This is a genomic window from Azonexus sp. R2A61 (genome assembly GCF_021401135.1).
Lineage (GTDB): Bacteria > Pseudomonadota > Gammaproteobacteria > Burkholderiales > Rhodocyclaceae > Azonexus.
This window is the reverse complement of record NZ_JACBFO010000004.1, coordinates 172,780-190,164: the sequence shown is the minus strand read 5'-3', so window position 1 is coordinate 190,164 and position 17,385 is coordinate 172,780. Positions and strand designations below refer to the sequence as shown.

Genomic DNA, 17,385 nt, shown 5'->3' with positions numbered 1-17,385 from the left:
ATCGATTGCGCGCCAATCAGCGCTCGCCGAACCAAGAAAAACTGTCAGGCTGTCCTGACAGGGTGTCTTCCGGGGAAGACAGCTTCAGTCGGCGAGGATTTCGATGCCGAGGCCGGCAATCTTCTCGTACAACGCGGCCCGCGAAATACCGAGCCGGCGGGCGGCCTCCGCCTTGTTACCGCGACTGTCGCGCAAGGCACGCTGGATCGCCTCGCGCTCGGCCCGGGCCACCGCCTCGGCGATGCCCAGGGGGGCACTGTCGGCAGCTTCGGCCAGGCAGGCGGAAACCTGCATCACCGCGTTCAGGTCGTCGGCTTCCAGCGTTTCGCTGTCGGACATCAGCAATGCCCGTTCGAGGACGTTCTTCAATTCGCGCACGTTGCCCGGCCAATCGTGACGACACAGGCGGTTGACCGCAGAAGTGCTGATCCCGCGCGGCGGCATGCCGCGGTGCCGGCAGATTTCGTCGACCAGATAGTCGGCCAGCAAGGCCAGATCCTCCAGCCGCTCGCGCAAGGGCGGTGTGCGCAGCGTGATCACGTTCAGCCGGTAGTAGAGATCGGCACGGAAGTGGCCCTCGGCGACCATCCGCTCGAGATCGCGACTGGTTGCGGCAACCACGCGCACATCGACGGTTGCCAGACGATTCGAGCCCACCGGCTCGAACTCGCCTTCCTGCAGCGTCCGCAGCAGCTTGGCCTGGAGCGCCGGCGACATGTCGCCGATCTCGTCGAGGAACAGCGTGCCGCCGTCGGCCAGCTTGAACTTGCCGTCGCGCCCGCCGCGCTCGGCACCGGTATAGGCGCCCGGGGCGACGCCGAAGAATTCGGCTTCGAGCAGGGTTTCCGGCACCGCGGCGATGTTGACCGCAACAAAGGGCGACTCGCTGCGCGCGCCGGCGGCGTGGATCGCCTGTGCCAGCAACTCCTTGCCGGTACCGGTCTCGCCGAGGATCAACACCGGCGCGGTCGTCCGCGCGGCACGCCGGGCCGCCTGCTTGAGGGCGCTGCTGAGCGCACCGGCACCGACGAAGTCGGCAAAGGTGTATTTGGCCCGCCGCGCTTCCGCCAGCTTCCGCCGGACTTCAGCCAGATCGGACCGCAGACGCTGGTAGCGGTCGATCAACGGCGCCAGCCGGCGCGGATCGTCGTAAAGCATGAAACCGACGGCGCCGACCACCTCGCCGGCCTCGTCGCGCAACGGCAGGCGGGTCACGACAAAGGCCTGCTCGCCGTATTCCATGATATCCAGCAACATCGGCTGGCCGCTCTGCACGACCTGGCGCATCAGGCTGTTCGGAATGATCTTCTCGATCGGCTGGCCGACCACGCAGGACGGCACCTCGATGCCCAGGCGCACCGGATAGCTGTCGTTCATCCAGACGATGCAGCCGGCCTTGTCGACGATCACCGCACCTTCGCAACAGGCCGAGAAATGCGCGAGCAGCGTCTCCGACGCCAGTTGCCGGAGGTCTTCGGGCAAGGCCGTACCGCGCGCCATCAGCTGACCAGCGCCGCCTCGATTTCGGCAAAGGTGCGCGGCAGATCGAAACCGAGCACCGGCACGCCGAGCAAACGGCCGATGTGGGTGGCCGAGAACAGGCCGCGCACACGCGGCAGACCGCTGGCCGGATCGTTGTCTTCAACCAGGATATGCTGGCGGCCGAGCGTCTTCAGGGCTTCGAGAATGTCGGCCACGCGGGCGTTGAGCACTTCATTCAGGTACAGCGTGTCGAGACTGCCGATCGGCGTCATCAGGTCGGCCACCGCGAGTTCGCCGCGCTTGCCGCCCCGCCCCTGGACAATCTGCATCGGCTTCTCGCCGAGAATGTCGCGGGCTGTGATCAGGCCGAGTACGGCCTCTTCCTTGTCCACCACCATCAGCAAGCGGACGCCGCGCGAGATCATGCGGGCGTTGGCTTCGTCGACCGTCGCCGTGGACACGATACTGACCGCCTCGATGCGGGAAAAATCGGTCATCGCCTCGATGGCCGGCGAGTCGGCGCCCACCATCTGGAAACCGGACGCACACAGCGTGGCGTTCGGGGAAAGCTTGTGCGCACGCACACGAACCTGCAGGGTCATGATGTCTACCTCCATTATTGTTTTGCGGCATCGACGCCGCTTGTGATTGCACGAGCCCGGCACAGCGCAGCCCGTGCGACACAGTATTCGGCGATTCGCCACGACTTGCAAGAGGCCCGGCGCTAGGGGAAATCCCTAGATGCCGGCAGACCGCTGCTAACGGCAGAGGGAATTCAGGTGGCGGTCCGGCGCGCCGGGAAACGCATGCCGGCGGCGACCGCCAGCCAGAGCAGCGCCAGACCGGTACAGGCGACGAACACGGCATCGTCGCCCAGATGCTGCGCGATGAAACCGCCCATCGCACCGCCGACGAACAAGCCGACTGCCTGGGTGGTGTTGTACACACCAAGCGCCGCGCCTTTGGCGGCCGGCGGCGCGGTCCGCGACACCAGCGACGGCAGCGTGGCCTCCAGGACGTTGAAGGCGACGAAGAAAAGCAGCAGCCAGAAACCCAGCGCCCACAGTCCGCCGCCGAACAGATAGAGGCCGAACTGGACGCAGGCGATCAGCACGATGGCGCTGCGGAAGACGAACGCCATCCGGTCCTTTTTCTCGGCGGCGATGATCGCCGGCACCATCACGGCGAAAGAGGCCAGCACCGCGGGCAGATAGACTTTCCAGTGCTCGGTGGCGGCCAGACCGCCGCGTTCGATCAGTGCATGCGGCAGGACCACGAACATGGCCATCTGGATCATGTGCAGCGTCCCGATGCCGAGATTGAGACGCAGCAGATCGACATTGCCCAGCACCTCGCGCAGCGGCAGGCGGACATGGCCGGCCGGCTTCGGCGGCGACGGCACCCGGGTCAGCAGCAACAGGATCGCACCGAGCGCCAGCCCGCCGGTCATACCGAACAGGCCGCCCATGCCGACCCAGCCGTAAAGCAACGGCGCACCGACCAGCGACAGCGCGAAAACCAGGCCGATCGACGAACCGATCATCGCCATCACCTTGGTCCGATGTTCTTCGCGTGTCAGGTCGGCGGCCAGCGCCGTGACCGCCGCCGAAATGGCACCGGTTCCCTGCAGCACGCGTCCGACGATCATCCAGTGCATGTCCGGCGCCCAGGCCGCGACGAAACTGCCCAGCGCGAACAGCAGCAACCCGAAGACGATGACCGGCTTGCGTCCGAAACGGTCGGAGGCAATGCCGAACGGAATCTGCAGCACGGCCTGGGTCAGACCGTAAGCGCCCAGCGCCACCCCGATCAACGTCCGGTCGTCGCCGCCGGGCAGGGTTTTCGCGTACACCGCGAACACCGGCAGGATCAGGAAAAGGCCGAGCATGCGCAAGGCGAAGATGGAAGCCAGCGAGACGCCGACACGGCGTTCCTGCGGGCTCATCGGGTCGGTTGGGGCAGACATTCTCTGTATTTTTTGTGCGACGCAACGAAGCGGGCAGTTTATCAGATCGCCCGCCGCCGCACGCCCGGGCAGCGCCGTTCGGAAATCCGAACGACCGTATCCGGATTTTTCCGGTTTTCCGTCCGTCGACCGCAAGAATCAAAAAAACATCCGTTAAAAATCATACACCTGAAATCAAGCCGCCCCTGGCATGCCGCATGCAATCTTCCGGACGTACAGCCCCGTCATCGGCTGACGACAACAACAGGAGACAACATGACCCGCATCGAACACGATCTGCTCGGCGAACGCGACGTTCCGGCCAGCGCCTACTACGGCATCCACACCCTGCGCGCCCGGGAAAACTTCGCCATCAGCGGCCAGCCGATTGCCAGCTACCCCGACCTGATCCGCGCCCTGGCCCAGATCAAGGCCGCCGCCGCGCGCGCCAATCAACAGCTCGGCCTGCTCGACGAGGCACGCTGCGAAGCCATCCTCGCCGCCTGCCGGGAAATTGCCGACGGCCAATGGCACGAGCACTTCATCGTCGACGTCATCCAGGGCGGCGCCGGCACCTCGACCAACATGAACGCCAACGAGGTGATCGCCAACCGCGCACTGGAAATCCTCGGCCATGCCCGCGGCGATTACCGCCACCTGCACCCCAACGAGCACGTCAACATGAGTCAGTCGACCAACGACGTCTACCCCACCGCGCTCAAGCTCGCCACCCACGTCGGCATCTTCCGGCTGCTCGATGCCCTGGCTTACCTGCGCGCCGCCTTCGCCCGCAAGGCCGGCGAATTCGCCGACGTGCTCAAGATGGGCCGGACCCAGCTGCAGGACGCAGTACCGATGACCCTCGGCCAGGAATTCTCGACTTACGCGGTCATGCTCGGCGAAGACGAAGCCCGTTTGCAGGAGGCCGCCGCACTGATCCGCGAAATCAACCTCGGCGCCACGGCCATCGGCACCGGCATCAACGCCCATCCCGACTACGCCCGGCTGGTCTGCCGGGAACTCGCCGCGATCAGCGGCATCCCGGTGCTGACCGCCCCCAATCTGGTCGAGGCGACGCAGGATTGCGGCAGCTTCGTGCAACTTTCCGGGGTGCTCAAGCGGATCGCCGTCAAGCTGTCGAAGACCTGCAACGACCTGCGTTTGCTGTCGTCCGGACCGCGCGCCGGCTTCGGCGAGATCAACCTGCCGCCGCGCCAGGCCGGCTCGTCGATCATGCCGGGCAAGGTCAATCCGGTGATTCCGGAAGTGGTCAACCAGGTGGCCTTCGAAGTCATCGGCAACGACCAGACCGTCACCTTCGCTGCGGAAGCCGGGCAACTACAGCTCAACGCCTTCGAACCGATCATCGCGCACAGCCTGTTCAAGAGCGTGCGCCACCTGGAAAACGCCTGCCGGGCACTGGCCGACCTCTGCGTCGACGGGATTACCGCCAACCGCGAGCTGCTGCGCCGCAGTGTCGAGAACTCGATCGGCATCGTCACCGCGCTCAATCCCTACATCGGTTATGCCCACGCCACCGAAGTCGCCGCCGAAGCCCATCTGAGCGGCCGCGGCGTCGCCGAAATCGTTCTCGAACGCGGCCTGATGGATGCCGGACAACTGGCCGAGGTCCTGCGGCCGGAAATCCTGACCCGCCCGCAAGCGTTGCCTGCCCATGCCGCCTGATGCCCCTTTACCGCCCGGAGCCCCGACCATGAAAATGAACCGCCTGACCACCCTGATCGGCATCGCCATGCTGCTTGGCATCGCCGTCGGTTACGCCTGCCACAACTTTGCCGCCTCGCCCGCGCAGGCCAAGGAAATTGCCGGCTACTTCGGCATTCTGACCGACATCTTCCTGCGCCTGATCAAGATGATCATCGCCCCCCTGGTCTTCGCCACGCTGGTCGCCGGCCTGGCCGGCATGGGCGACGGCCGCACCGTCGGCCGCATCGGCGGCCGGGCGCTCGGCTGGTTCGTCGGCGCCTCGTTCTGTTCGCTGTTGCTCGGCCTGGTTTTCGCCAACCTGCTGCAACCCGGCGCCGGCCTCGCAGTCCCGCTGCCGGAAACCAGCAGCGCGCTGAACCTGAAGACCAGCGCACTGAACCTCAAGGATTTCATCACCCACGTCTTCCCGAAGAACATCTTCGAGGCGATGGCTGCCAACGAAATCCTGCAGATCCTCGTCTTTGCGGTGTTTTTCGGCCTGGCGCTCGGCCACCTGCATAACCAGACGGCGCGCAGCCTGGTCGGCACGATGGAGGAAATCGTGCACGTCATGCTGAAAGTCACCGACTACGTGATGCGTTTCGCCCCGGTCGGCGTGTTCGGCGCCGTTGCCGGCATCATCACCACCGAAGGCCTGGGCATGCTGCTGGTCTTCGGCAAGCTGCTGATCAGTTTCTACGTGGCGCTGCTCGCCCTATGGATGGTGCTGATCGGCGCCGGCTACCTGGTGCTCGGCAAGGCAGTCTTCCAGTTGCTCACACTGATCCGCAGCCCGATGCTGGTCGGTTTCTCGACGGCCAGCAGCGAATCGGTCTATCCCAAGCTGATGGAACAACTCGACAAGTTCGGCATCAAGCGCCGCGTCACCAGCTTCGTGCTGCCGCTCGGCTATTCGTTCAACCTCGACGGTTCAATGATCTACACCACCTTCGCCGCGCTGTTCGTCGCCCAGGCCTACGGCATCGAACTCAGCCTCGGCACGCAGCTGACCATGCTGCTGGTGCTGATGGTCTCGAGCAAGGGCATCGCCGGCGTGCCGCGTGCCTCGCTGGTCGTCGTTGCCGCCGTGCTGCCCATGTTCAACTTGCCGGAAGCCGGCCTGTTGCTGGTACTCGGCATCGACCACTTCCTCGACATGGGACGCACGGTGACCAACGTGCTGGGCAATGCCATCGCCACCGCCGTGGTGGCCAAGTGGGAAGGGGCCATCGAACCGGTCCCCGCCGAGCTGGCCGAGGCCGACGAAGCCTTGCCGGTCGCCGACGACGCAAGCGGCGTGGCAACCGCCTGAAGCACTTTCCCGTCGGCACCGCGCCGGCAAACCACCATCAGCCCCCGGCGACTGACGCCGGGGGCGTCTCATTTTCATCGCACCATGATCATCGACTGGTACATCCTCGCTCCCGCGGCCTTCTTCGCCGGGGTTGTCGACGCCGTGGTCGGCGGCGGCGGCCTGATCCAGATTCCGGTGCTGCTCTCGGCCTTCCCGCAAACCGCGATCGCCACGCTGTTCGGCACCAACAAGGTGTCCAGCATCGCCGGCACCTCCGCCGCAATGTGGCGTTATGCGCGCAGCGTGAGCATTCCCTGGGGACTGGTCCTGCCGGCCACCGCTGCCGCGCTGTTCGGCGCCTGGGCCGGCGCCGCGCTGGTCGCCTGGATTCCGCGCAGCGCCATGCAGCCGCTGGTCGTCGTGATGATGATCGTGGTCGCGGTCTACACCTTCCGGCGCAAGGATATGGGGCAGCAGGAGACACATGCGCCGCGCCCCGGAGACGCCTGGCGCGGGGCCCTGTTCGGTCTGCTCATCGGTCTCTACGACGGTTTTTTCGGACCGGGTACCGGCAGCTTCCTGATTTTCGGTTTCGTCCGCCTGTTCGGCATGGATTTCGTACGGGCCTCGGCCAGCGCCAAGGTGATCAACGTCGCCACCAACATTTCGGCGATCGGCTTCTTCGCCAGCCACGGGCCGATCCTGTGGACGGTCGGCCTGATCATGGCCGCCTGCAACCTGGCTGGCGCCCAGCTCGGCACCCATCTTGCGCTGAAACACGGGGCCGCCTTCGTGCGCAAGGCCTTTCTGCTGGTCGTCGCGCTGCTCATCGTCAAGCAGCTCGTCGACCTGCTGCTAAGATAGGCCACCCACCGAGAGTCGCCGATGCCCAGCCGTCCCCTGCGTCAACTGTCCCTCTTCCTGCTGCTCGTCGGCCTGGCCACCGCCAGTACCGTCGGCACTTTCCGCCTTACGCAGCAACTGGGCATCGCCGACCTGCAGGCCACCGGCGTACACCGGCTGGAACTGTATTCCGCCAGTCTTGAACGGGAGATCGGCAAGTACGCCTTCCTCCCCGGCACGCTGGGTCTCGAGCCCGATGTCGTGGCCCTGCTTCGCCAGCCGAACGACGCGCGCCGGGCGCGCTCGGTCAGCAGCTATCTCGAACAACTCAACGAGCGGGCAGGCACTCTGTCGATCTACCTCATCGACGCCAACGGCCGGGTACGGGCGGCCAGCAACTGGCAACGCGGCGGCAGCTTCATCGACGAGGATCTTTCGTTTCGCCCCTATTTCCGCGATGCGATGGACAACGGCAACGGCCGCTTCTTCGGCATCGGCACGACACGCGGCGAGCCCGGCTACTATCTTTCGTCGCGTCTGGCCGATGCCGACGGCACGCTCGGCGTCGCAGTCACCAAGGTCAGCCTGGAGCAACTGGAAAAATCCTGGACCACGGTCGAGGCGCCGGCCATCGTCAGCGATGAAAACGGCGTCGTCATCCTCGGCTCGGCCGCCGACTGGAAATTCACCACGCTGCGCCCCCTCGACGAGGCGACCCGCAGCGCCTTCGACCAGACCCTGCAATACAACCGGCGTGCGCTGAAACCGCTCGGTCTGCGCGAAATCCGCGAACTGGAGCATGGCACCCGGCTGGTCAGCATCAGCGGCGACAGCCAGGAAATGATTTCGGTGTATCCGGTGACTGGACGCTTCCTGGCGCAATCGCGTCAACTGCCGGGCACGCAGTGGACCCTGACCGTCTTTTCGCACCTCGAACAAGTCGACAAGATCGCCCAGAGCCGCGCCGCGCTGGCCTGCATCGCCACCGTGCTGATCTTCATGATCGGCGTCATGCTCGACGAGCGCCGCCGCCACCTGCGCGACCGGCTGGCCGCCCAGCGCGCGCTGCAGCGGGCGCACGACGAACTCGAACGCAAGGTCGAGGAGCGCACCACCGATCTCTCCGCCAGCAACCAGGCGCTGCAGGAAGAAATCGCCGAGCGCATCCGCGCCGAGCGCACGCTGCGCGCCGCTCAGGACGAACTGGTGCAGGCCGGCAAACTGGCGGTCATCGGGCAACTGTCGGCCGGCGTCGCCCACGAACTCAACCAGCCGCTGGCCGCGCTGCGCACGCTGTCCGGCAACAGCGTTCGCTTCCTCGAACGCGGCGACCTGACGACCACCCGCACCAATCTCGAACGCATCGCGCAGTTGGCCGACAAGATGGGCGACATCACCGGTCAGCTGCGCAATTTCGCCCGCAAGTCGAGCGGCCAGTTGCAAGCGGTGCCGCTGTGCAAGGCCATCGACAACGCGCTGGCCCTGCTCGAACCGCGCCTGCGCGGTGCCGGCGTCGAACTGCGGCGCCACTGCCCGTTGCCGGAACCGCTGGCGCTGTGCGATGCCAACCGGCTGGAGCAGGTCCTGGTCAATCTGCTCGGCAATGCGCTCGATGCCCTCGCCGGCCACCCGGCGCCGTGCATCGAACTGACTTGCAGCAGCCATGCCGGCCAGGCCATCCTGAGTGTGCGCGACAACGGCCCGGGGCTGGCTGAAACGGCCCGCCAGCACCTGTTCGAACCCTTCTTCACCACCAAGGGGGCCGGCGAAGGCCTCGGCCTTGGTTTGGCCATTTCGGCCGGTATCGTCCGCGACTTCGGCGGCACCCTGAGCGGCGACAATCCGCCCGACGGCGGTGCCCGTTTTACCCTGGAAATCCCCCTCGCCGTGGAGAAGCCCACTCATGGATGACGCGCTCAAGGTCCTCATCGTCGAGGACGATCCCGATGTCGCGCTGGGCTGCGAGCAAGCCCTGCAGCTCGAAGGCATTGCCACCGAACGCGCCGCCAGCGCCGAGCAGGCACGCCGCCGCCTGGGGTACGACTACCCCGGCATCATCGTCAGCGACATCCGGCTGCCGGGCATCGACGGCATGCAGCTCCTGCGCGAAACGCTGGCGGCCGATCCCGAACTGCCGGTGATCCTGATCACCGGCCACGGCGATATCTCGATGGCCGTCCAGGCGATGAAGGACGGCGCCCACGATTTCCTGCAAAAACCTTTCCCCCCGGAGCAACTGGTCGAGGTCGCCCGGCGGGCGCTCGACAAGCGACGGCTGGTCCTCGAAGTGCGCAGCCTGCGTCGCCAGCTGGCCCAGCGCGACGCGCTGGAAGCCCGGCTGATCGGCCGCGCCCCCGGCATGCAGAAACTGCGCGAGCGACTCGGCAGCCTGGCCGACAGCGCCGCCGACGTGCTGATCCTGGGCGAAACCGGCACCGGCAAGGAACTCATCGCCCGCTGCCTGCACGACCTCAGCCCGCGCCGGCATGGCAACTTCGTCGCGATCAACTGCGGCGGTCTGCCGGAAACCCTGTTCGACAGCGAAATCTTCGGCCACGAAGCCGGCGCCTACACCGGCGCCGGCAAGCGACGCATCGGCAAGATCGAACACGCCAGCGGCGGCACGCTGTTCCTCGACGAAATCGAGAGCATGCCGCTGCCGATGCAGATCAAACTGCTGCGCGTGCTGCAGGAACGCACCCTGGAACGCCTCGGCTCCAACACCAGCATCCCGATCGACTGCCGGGTCATCGCCGCAACCAAGGCCGACCTGCTGGAACTTGCCGGTCGCGGCGGCTTTCGCGCCGATCTCTATTACCGGCTCAGCGTGGCGACGCTGAACCTGCCTCCCTTGCGCGAACGACGCGAAGACATCCCGCTGCTCTTCGAGCACTTTCTGCTGCAGGCCGCCGCCCGCCACCAGCGCCCGCAGCCCGCCGATAATCCGGGCCGCATCCGCCAGTTGGTCGCCTACGACTGGCCGGGCAACGTCCGTGAGTTGCGCAACGTCGCCGACCGCTGCGTGCTCGGTATCGAAAGCGGCTCACCGCCGTTCGCCAGCGAGACGCCGGACGGTCCGCGTCCGCTGGCCGAAACCGTCGATGCCTTCGAGCGTGCCCTGATCGCCGACGCCCTGCGTCGCCATGGCAGCCTCGCCCGCACCGCCGAAGCCCTGTCGATCGCCAAGACGACCTTGCACGACAAGATCCGGAAGCATGGACTGACGGAGCCGGGCTGAACGCTTTTTCGTCCGAACCTGCGGTCGACCGCAGCATCGGGCAATTTCGGTATAGTTGCGGCTGTCATTGCCACCCCTCCGGAATTGCCCATGTCGACGCCTGCCAGAACGCTGATCGCCTGCCTGATGCTTCCGTTGATCGCCGCAACCGGCGGCTGCGCACTACCGAAAGCCTTCGACGGCTCGGAAACCGCCAACGACACGCGGGCGCTGACCCCGCCGCCGCCGGAAATGGTCGGCGGCCCCGACGACACACCGATCGCACCGCGTCCCCGCCCGCGTACCGCACCGCCGCCCCCGCCACTGCCACGCATCGAACTGGCCGACGCGGCCAGCGCCCCCGTTAGCGCCGCACAACCAGCCGCCGACACCCCGGCAACGGCGATTGCCGAACCGATGGCCGACGCCCGCGCCGACGTCCGCCGCTTTCTGGAAAGCTGGCGCAAGGCCTGGGCCGGCCGCGATGCCGAAGCCTACCTGGCGCACTACGCGCCGGAATTCAAGGGCGGCAACGACAGCCCGGAAAGCTGGCGTGCCGGCCGCAAACGCGTCCTGGGCAGCGGCGGCGCCCTCGAAATCCGCCTGGGCACGCCGGACATCCGCTTCGACGGCGCAGACCGCGCCGACGTGGTCTGCGAACAGTACTACCGCTCGGAAAAACTCGCCGACGTGGGCACCAAGCGGCTCAGCCTGGTCCGCCGCGACGGCCGCTGGCTGATTGCCGGGGAACGGTTCACCGCGTTGAAGTAAAACGCGGCCGGAGAAATCGGGGCAAGCAGCGCCCCGATAAATGCTGTTTTTTTATCCAGCAATCCGCTGCACAAGCGCCCGCCTTTTGCGTATAGTTCCCACCTCCCCAACCCACGCAGAAAAACAGCGATGGAAACCCTGCGCATCCGCGGCGCCCGCACCCACAATCTCAAGAACATCAACCTCGACCTGCCGCGCGACCAGTTGATCGTGATCACCGGCCTGTCCGGTTCCGGCAAGTCCTCGCTGGCCTTCGACACGCTCTACGCCGAGGGCCAGCGGCGCTACGTCGAGTCGCTGTCGGCCTACGCCCGGCAGTTCCTGCAATTGATGGAAAAGCCCGACGTCGACCTGATCGAAGGCCTGAGCCCGGCGATTTCCATCGAGCAGAAGGCGACCAGCCACAACCCGCGCTCGACGGTCGGCACGGTCACCGAAATCCACGATTACCTGCGCCTGCTCTACGCGCGCGCCGGCACGCCCTACTGCCCCGACCACGATCAGCCGCTGGAAGCGCAGACCGTGTCGCAGATGGTCGATCACGTGCTGGCGCTGCCGGCCGAGACCAAGCTGATGATCCTGGCGCCGGTGGTCGCCAACCGCAAGGGCGAGCAACTCGATCTGTTCGCCGAACTGCGCGCTCAGGGCTTTGCCCGCGTCCGCGTCGACGGCACCGTGTACGAAATCGACGCTGTACCCAAGCTGGCCAAGTCGCAGAAGCACAACGTCGATGTCGTCGTCGACCGCCTGAAAGTGCGCGACGACATGCGCCAGCGCCTCGCCGAATCCTTCGAAACGGCACTGCGCCACGCCGAAGGCCGGGCCATCGCGCTGGAGATGGATTCCGGCCAGGAGCACATGTTCTCGGCCAAGTTCGCCTGCCCGGTCTGCTCCTACGCGCTGCAGGAACTCGAACCGCGCCTGTTCTCGTTCAACAACCCGATGGGCGCCTGCCCGAAGTGCGACGGCCTCGGCGTCATCCAGTTCTTCGACCCCAAGCGCGTGGTCACGGCGCCGCACCTGTCGCTGGCCGCCGGCGCCATCCGCGGCTGGGACAAGAAGAACCAGTTCTACTTCCAGATCATCGAATCGCTGGCCGAGCACTACGATTTCACGGTCGACACGCCCTGGCAGGAACTGCCGGAGAACGTCCGCCAACTGGTGCTTTACGGTTCCGGCAAGGAAGCCATCAACTTCCGCTACGCCAACGAGAAGGGCACGCGCTTCGACCGCAGCCACAGCTTCGAAGGCATCATCCCCAAACTCGAACGGCGTTACCGGGCGAGCGATTCCAACGCCGTGCGCGAGGAACTGTCGAAGTACATCAGCAACTCGACCTGCCCGACCTGCAACGGCACTCGCCTGCGCGTCGAGGCCCGCCACGTGCGCGTCGGCGACAAGACGCTGCACGAGATCAGCCGCCTGCCGCTGGGCGAGGCGCGCAACTATTTCAACTGCCTGCAACTGCCCGGCCATAAAGCGCAGATCGCCGACAAGATCCTCAAGGAAATCACCGCCCGGCTGACTTTCCTGATCGACGTCGGCCTCGACTACCTGTGCCTCGAACGCTCGGCCGAAACGCTGTCCGGCGGCGAGGCGCAGCGCATCCGCCTGGCTTCGCAGATCGGCTCCGGCCTGACCGGCGTCATGTACGTGCTCGACGAACCGTCGATCGGCCTGCACCAGCGCGACAACGACCGCCTGCTGCAGACGCTGCGCAACCTGCGCGACATGGGCAACACCGTGCTCGTCGTCGAACATGACGAGGACGCCATCCGCACCGCCGACTACGTCATCGACATCGGCCCCGGCGCCGGCGTTCATGGCGGCTCGGTGGTCGCCGAAGGCACGCCGGCCCAGGTCGCCGCCAACCCGGCCTCGCTGACCGGCGCCTACCTGTCGGGCACGCGCGAAATTTCGGTGCCGAAACAACGTCGACCGCAACATCCGGACAAACAACTGACAGTCGTCGGCGCCTACGGCCACAACCTGCGCGACGTCACGCTGGAGATTCCCGGCGGGCTGTTCACCTGCGTCACCGGCGTTTCCGGCTCGGGCAAGTCGACACTGATCAACGACACGCTCTACGCCGCGGCCGCCAAGCACCTCTACGGCTCCACCGCCGAACCCGCGCCGCACAAGGAAATCCTCGGTCTCGACCTGTTCGACAAGGTGATCAACGTCGACCAGTCGCCGATCGGCCGCACGCCGCGCTCCAACCCGGCGACCTACACCGGCCTGCTGACGCCGATCCGCGAACTGTTCTCGCAGGTGCCGGAATCGCGCGCCCGCGGCTACGGCCCCGGCCGCTTCAGCTTCAACGTCAAGGGCGGCCGCTGCGAAGCCTGCCAGGGCGACGGCATGATCAAGGTCGAGATGCACTTCCTGCCCGACATCTATGTCCCCTGCGACGTCTGCCACGGCAAGCGCTACAACCGCGAGACGCTGGAAATCCAGTACAAGGGCAAGAACATCCACGACATCCTCGGCATGACCGTCGAGCAGGCGCGCGAATTCTTCGACCCGGTGCCAGTCGTTGCGCGCAAGCTGCAGACGCTGGTCGATGTCGGCCTCTCCTACATCACCCTCGGCCAGGCGGCGACCACGCTGTCCGGCGGCGAGGCGCAGCGGGTGAAACTGGCGCTCGAACTCTCGAAGCGCGACACCGGGCGGACGCTGTACATCCTCGACGAACCGACCACCGGCCTGCACTTCGCCGACATCGAATTGCTGTTGAAAGTGCTGCACCGCCTGGCCGACCACGGCAACACCATCGTCGTCATCGAGCACAACCTCGACGTGATCAAGACCGCCGACTGGATCGTCGACCTCGGCCCCGAAGGCGGCGGCGGCGGCGGCCGCATCCTGGTCGCCGGCACGCCGGAACAGGTGGCGAAATGCAAGGCCAGCCATACCGGCCGCTTCCTCAAACCGCTGCTGGACAAGAAAAAGTGAGCGATTACAAGGAATTCAAGGGCAAGCAGGGACTGGTCCGGCTGATCAACGCGATGGGCTATTCGCGCGACGGACTGCGTTCGGCGTGGAAAAACGAGGCGGCCTTCCGCGAGGAGGCGATGCTCGCCGCCATCGCCCTTCCGCTGGCCCTTTTTTTGGGAAAAACCGGGGTTGACCGCGCCCTGCTGGTCGGCAGCGTACTGCTGGTGCTGATCGTCGAAATCCTCAACTCGGCCGTCGAGGCGGTCGTCGACAAGGCCTCGCCGGAAAAGCACGAGCTGGCCAAACGAGCCAAGGACATGGGCAGCGCAGCGGTACTACTCAGCCTGATCAATGTCCTGGCGATCTGGCTCTGCGTGCTCTGGCCGACCTGACGGCCGCGCGTCGGCCCGCACGACGCGATTGCGCCCCTGGCGCTTGGCGGTATAGAGCGCCGCGTCGGCCAGCTTGAGCGCGCTTTCGATACTGCCCTGCCCGGCATCGGCCAGACCGATGCTGACCGTGACCCGTACCACGCGCTCGTCCGGCAGGCGGATGTCGTAATCGGCGCAACGGCTGCGCAGTCGCTCGGCCAGCACCTCGGCCTCGGCCACCGTGCTTTCGGGGAACAGGAAGACGAATTCCTCGCCGCCGTAGCGGCAGATCAGGTCGGTCTGCCGCAGGCTTTCCTGAACCAGCACGGCAAAGGCCCGCAGCACCGCGTCGCCGGCGGCATGCCCGTAGGTATCGTTGAGGCGCTTGAAGTAATCGAGATCGGCCATGCCGACGGCGATCGGCCGCAAGTAGCGCTGCGCGCGCTGCAACTCGTGTTCGGCCTGCAGCAGGAAACAGCGACGGTTGGTCAGGCCGGTCAGGCCGTCGAGATTGGCCAGGTTTTCCAGTGCCTGGCGGGCCGCCTCGTTATGGCGCAAGGCATCGTGCAGTTCGCCGATCGCCCGTTCGACCGAAACGATCTCGGCCATCTGCCGGTCGTGGAATTCCGGCCGGGGACAATCGACATGCAGGCGCGACAGCACCCGGTCGATGCGCTGCAAGGGCCGGATCAGGTGGCGGTGCAGCAGCCACAGGAAAACGCCGAGGAAAATGCCGACCAGCAGCATCGCGCCGAACAGCTTGACGCGGGCCATCTCCATCGCCTGCAGCACATCCTTCAGGTCGCCGCCGGCCTGATTGACGCCCTGGATGTAAACGTCGTCGACCAGCACGCCGAGCCGTGCCGCCAGGCGCTGCCATTCCGGATAGCTCTCCATCAGCTTTGCATCGTCACTGCCGGCGTCGCGAACCGCATCGGACAGGAAACGTTCGACGCGGCGCGCCAGTTCTCGCGCCTCGGGATGATCGAGGATGCTCGGATGGCTGGCCACCAGGGTGACGACGAACAAGGCTTGCTGACGGGCCTGTGGCGTGGCGACGGCATAGACCCGTTCGCCCTCCTGGCGCAACTGTTCCAGATTGCGCGACAGCCGCTGATGCCGGACGATTTCCGGCATCGTCTGGTCCTGCAGCCGCATCGCCGTCTCGACCACGCGCTGCTGGTCGTGCGCCAGCCACAGCACGACGCTGCCGAAAGTCAGGGCAAAGGCCAGCGCCAGGACGACGAAGGCCCAGCCGGCCCGAAGTTTTCCGTCACGCGTCCAGTCCGGCATGGCGCTAGTCCAGGCTGAAATTGAAATGTCGCCGCACGATGCGGTGCAGCGTACCGTCCGCCCGCATCTCGACGAGCGCCTTGTCGACCGTCTTCCGCAAGCTTTCGTTGCCCTTGGGCAAGCCGACATGAACGCCGCCGCCCAGCCCGCGATCGGCGGCCGGCGGCCCGACGAAGGCAAACTCGCCGGTGGCCTCGCCAGCCAGCAGCGCATAGGCACTGAGCACCGGCACCAGCGCCACATCGGCCTGGCCGCGCCGCAGCATGCCGATGATGTCGCCCATGCTACCGGCCGGCACGACGACCAGATCGCGGCTTGCCGCGACGGACTGCCAGTAGGCGTGCTGCTGGGTTCCCGGCACCGCCGTCACGCGCAGGCGCTGCAGGCTGTCGAGCGTCGCGTCGCTCAGCCGGCGCTGGACATCGGCCCGGGCGATCAGGCGCGACGACGAGTGCCAGAGCGGCACGCTGAAGGCGATGCGCTTTTCGCGCTCGCCGGTCCGCAGGAAATTGCCAAAACCCATGGCATAGCGGCCTTCGGCCAGGCCTTCGAGAATTTCCCCGAACGGCAGGTTGACCGTGACACAGTGCACGCGTGCCCGTCGGCAGATTTCCCGCGCCACGTCTTCGTTGAAGGCGGTCAAACCGCCGGGCTGACTGGCGCCGCGATCCATCATGCCCAGCGCGACATGCCAGTCGCCGGCCAGCACCAGCGCGGACGGCAGCGCCAGCGCCAGGCACAGCAGACAACGGCGAAGCGCGACGGAAACGGTCATCAATACACCCGGAAGGGAATGAATTTGGAATTGATCCGGTCGTAGGCACCGCTGCGCTTGATCCGCTCGAGCGCCGCATCGACCTCCTGCTTCAGCGATGCCCTGGCCGGCGCGATGCCGAAACAGGCCTCGCCGGCCAGCCGGGCCGGGTCGATCACCCGGTGCTGCAGGCCGGCGTCGCGAAAGGCCGCCCGCTGCATCAGCCCGAGCGCAGTGGCCATCGGGATCAGCGCGGCATCGGCGTCGCCATTGAGCAACGGCCCATCGAGTTCGCCATTGCTGTTCACCGCAACGATCTGCCAGCCCTGCTCCTGGGCATAACGTTCCTGCGCCGAGCCGCGCACCACCGCGACTTTCTGCCCGGCGGCCTCGGCCGACTGGCCGGCCCGGCCGAACCAGAGCGAAACCGAGCGGAAGAAGGGCTTGCTGAGCACCAGCCGGTGCCGCCGTTCCGGCGTGTCGAGCAGCGCCATGCCGGCCAGGTCGTAACGCCCGTCGATCAGTCCGTTCTGGGCCTGATCGAGCGAAGACACTTCGAAACGGCAATCGCGCTTCAGTTCGGCGCACAACAGGTGCAGCAGTTCAACGGTGAAGCCGGTGAGTTGTCCCTTGTCGTCGCGGAAGGACATTGACGGCGAATTGTCGAGTACGGCGACGCGCAATGCCTGTTCCGCCCCGACCGGCCGGAACAGGCCGAGGCACAGGCAACACAGGACGAAGGCGCGGCGGATGGACATCGGACGGATGACT

The 17,385-nt window shown here is 66.3% G+C and carries 14 protein-coding genes; 8 read left to right on the top strand and 6 right to left on the bottom strand.

Annotated elements, in window-relative coordinates; translation table 11 throughout:
• Positions 1 to 84: 84 nt before the first annotated feature.
• The 3 genes from L0962_RS14255 to L0962_RS14245 form a co-directional block, all read right to left on the bottom strand.
• Positions 85 to 1,500 (bottom strand): sigma-54-dependent Fis family transcriptional regulator, encoded by a 1,416-nt coding sequence (locus tag L0962_RS14255; protein WP_234087119.1) that lies wholly within the window; start codon positions 1,498 to 1,500, stop codon positions 85 to 87.
• Positions 1,500 to 2,084: a CBS domain-containing protein gene (locus L0962_RS14250; RefSeq protein ID WP_234087118.1), complete on the bottom strand. Its 585-nt coding sequence runs from the start codon at positions 2,082 to 2,084 to the stop codon at positions 1,500 to 1,502. Before L0962_RS14250 ends, L0962_RS14255 begins: the two co-directional genes overlap by 1 nt.
• Before the next feature lie 173 nt (positions 2,085 to 2,257).
• Positions 2,258 to 3,448: an MFS transporter gene (locus L0962_RS14245; protein WP_234087117.1), complete on the bottom strand. Its 1,191-nt coding sequence runs from the start codon at positions 3,446 to 3,448 to the stop codon at positions 2,258 to 2,260.
• Between the two features lie 255 nt (positions 3,449 to 3,703).
• On the opposite strand from L0962_RS14245, the gene aspA reads away from it, so the two are divergent.
• The 8 genes from aspA to L0962_RS14205 all read left to right on the top strand — a co-directional run bounded on the left by aspA (position 3,704) and on the right by L0962_RS14205 (position 14,588).
• A complete protein-coding gene (aspA, locus tag L0962_RS14240; RefSeq protein ID WP_234087116.1) occupies positions 3,704 to 5,113 on the top strand; it encodes an aspartate ammonia-lyase in 1,410 nt (469 codons plus the stop codon).
• A gap of 28 nt (positions 5,114 to 5,141) precedes the next feature.
• Positions 5,142 to 6,446 (top strand): dicarboxylate/amino acid:cation symporter, encoded by a 1,305-nt coding sequence (locus tag L0962_RS14235; protein ID WP_234087115.1) that lies wholly within the window; start codon positions 5,142 to 5,144, stop codon positions 6,444 to 6,446.
• Positions 6,447 to 6,530: 84 nt separating this feature from the next.
• Positions 6,531 to 7,292 (top strand): sulfite exporter TauE/SafE family protein, encoded by a 762-nt coding sequence (locus L0962_RS14230; RefSeq protein ID WP_234087114.1) that lies wholly within the window; start codon positions 6,531 to 6,533, stop codon positions 7,290 to 7,292.
• Between the two features lie 21 nt (positions 7,293 to 7,313).
• Positions 7,314 to 9,182, top strand: coding sequence for an ATP-binding protein (locus tag L0962_RS14225; protein ID WP_234087113.1), 1,869 nt, complete (start codon positions 7,314 to 7,316; stop codon positions 9,180 to 9,182).
• Positions 9,175 to 10,509, top strand: a complete 1,335-nt coding sequence (locus L0962_RS14220; protein ID WP_234087112.1) for a sigma-54 dependent transcriptional regulator — start codon at positions 9,175 to 9,177, stop codon at positions 10,507 to 10,509. Before L0962_RS14225 ends, L0962_RS14220 begins: the two co-directional genes overlap by 8 nt.
• A 90-nt stretch (positions 10,510 to 10,599) precedes the next feature.
• Positions 10,600 to 11,259: a nuclear transport factor 2 family protein gene (locus L0962_RS14215; RefSeq protein ID WP_234087111.1), complete on the top strand. Its 660-nt coding sequence runs from the start codon at positions 10,600 to 10,602 to the stop codon at positions 11,257 to 11,259.
• A gap of 129 nt (positions 11,260 to 11,388) precedes the next feature.
• Positions 11,389 to 14,214: an excinuclease ABC subunit UvrA gene (gene uvrA, locus L0962_RS14210; RefSeq protein ID WP_234087110.1), complete on the top strand. Its 2,826-nt coding sequence runs from the start codon at positions 11,389 to 11,391 to the stop codon at positions 14,212 to 14,214.
• Positions 14,215 to 14,267: 53 nt separating this feature from the next.
• Positions 14,268 to 14,588: a diacylglycerol kinase gene (locus tag L0962_RS14205; protein WP_234087350.1), complete on the top strand. Its 321-nt coding sequence runs from the start codon at positions 14,268 to 14,270 to the stop codon at positions 14,586 to 14,588.
• On the opposite strand, the gene L0962_RS14200 is transcribed toward L0962_RS14205, so the two are convergent.
• The 3 genes from L0962_RS14200 to L0962_RS14190 are packed head-to-tail and all read right to left on the bottom strand — an operon-like array spanning position 14,532 to position 17,372.
• Positions 14,532 to 15,860: a diguanylate cyclase gene (locus tag L0962_RS14200; RefSeq protein ID WP_234087109.1), complete on the bottom strand. Its 1,329-nt coding sequence runs from the start codon at positions 15,858 to 15,860 to the stop codon at positions 14,532 to 14,534. The genes L0962_RS14205 and L0962_RS14200 overlap by 57 nt on opposite strands.
• 4 nt (positions 15,861 to 15,864) lie before the next feature.
• Entirely contained in the window at positions 15,865 to 16,635 is a 771-nt protein-coding gene (locus L0962_RS14195; protein ID WP_234087108.1) for an ABC transporter substrate-binding protein, read from the bottom strand.
• Positions 16,635 to 17,372 carry an ABC transporter substrate-binding protein gene (locus L0962_RS14190; RefSeq protein ID WP_234087107.1) on the bottom strand — a complete coding sequence of 246 codons (738 nt, stop codon included), beginning with the start codon at positions 17,370 to 17,372 and terminating at the stop codon, positions 16,635 to 16,637. Before L0962_RS14190 ends, L0962_RS14195 begins: the two co-directional genes overlap by 1 nt.
• Between the last annotated feature and the right edge of the window lie 13 nt (positions 17,373 to 17,385).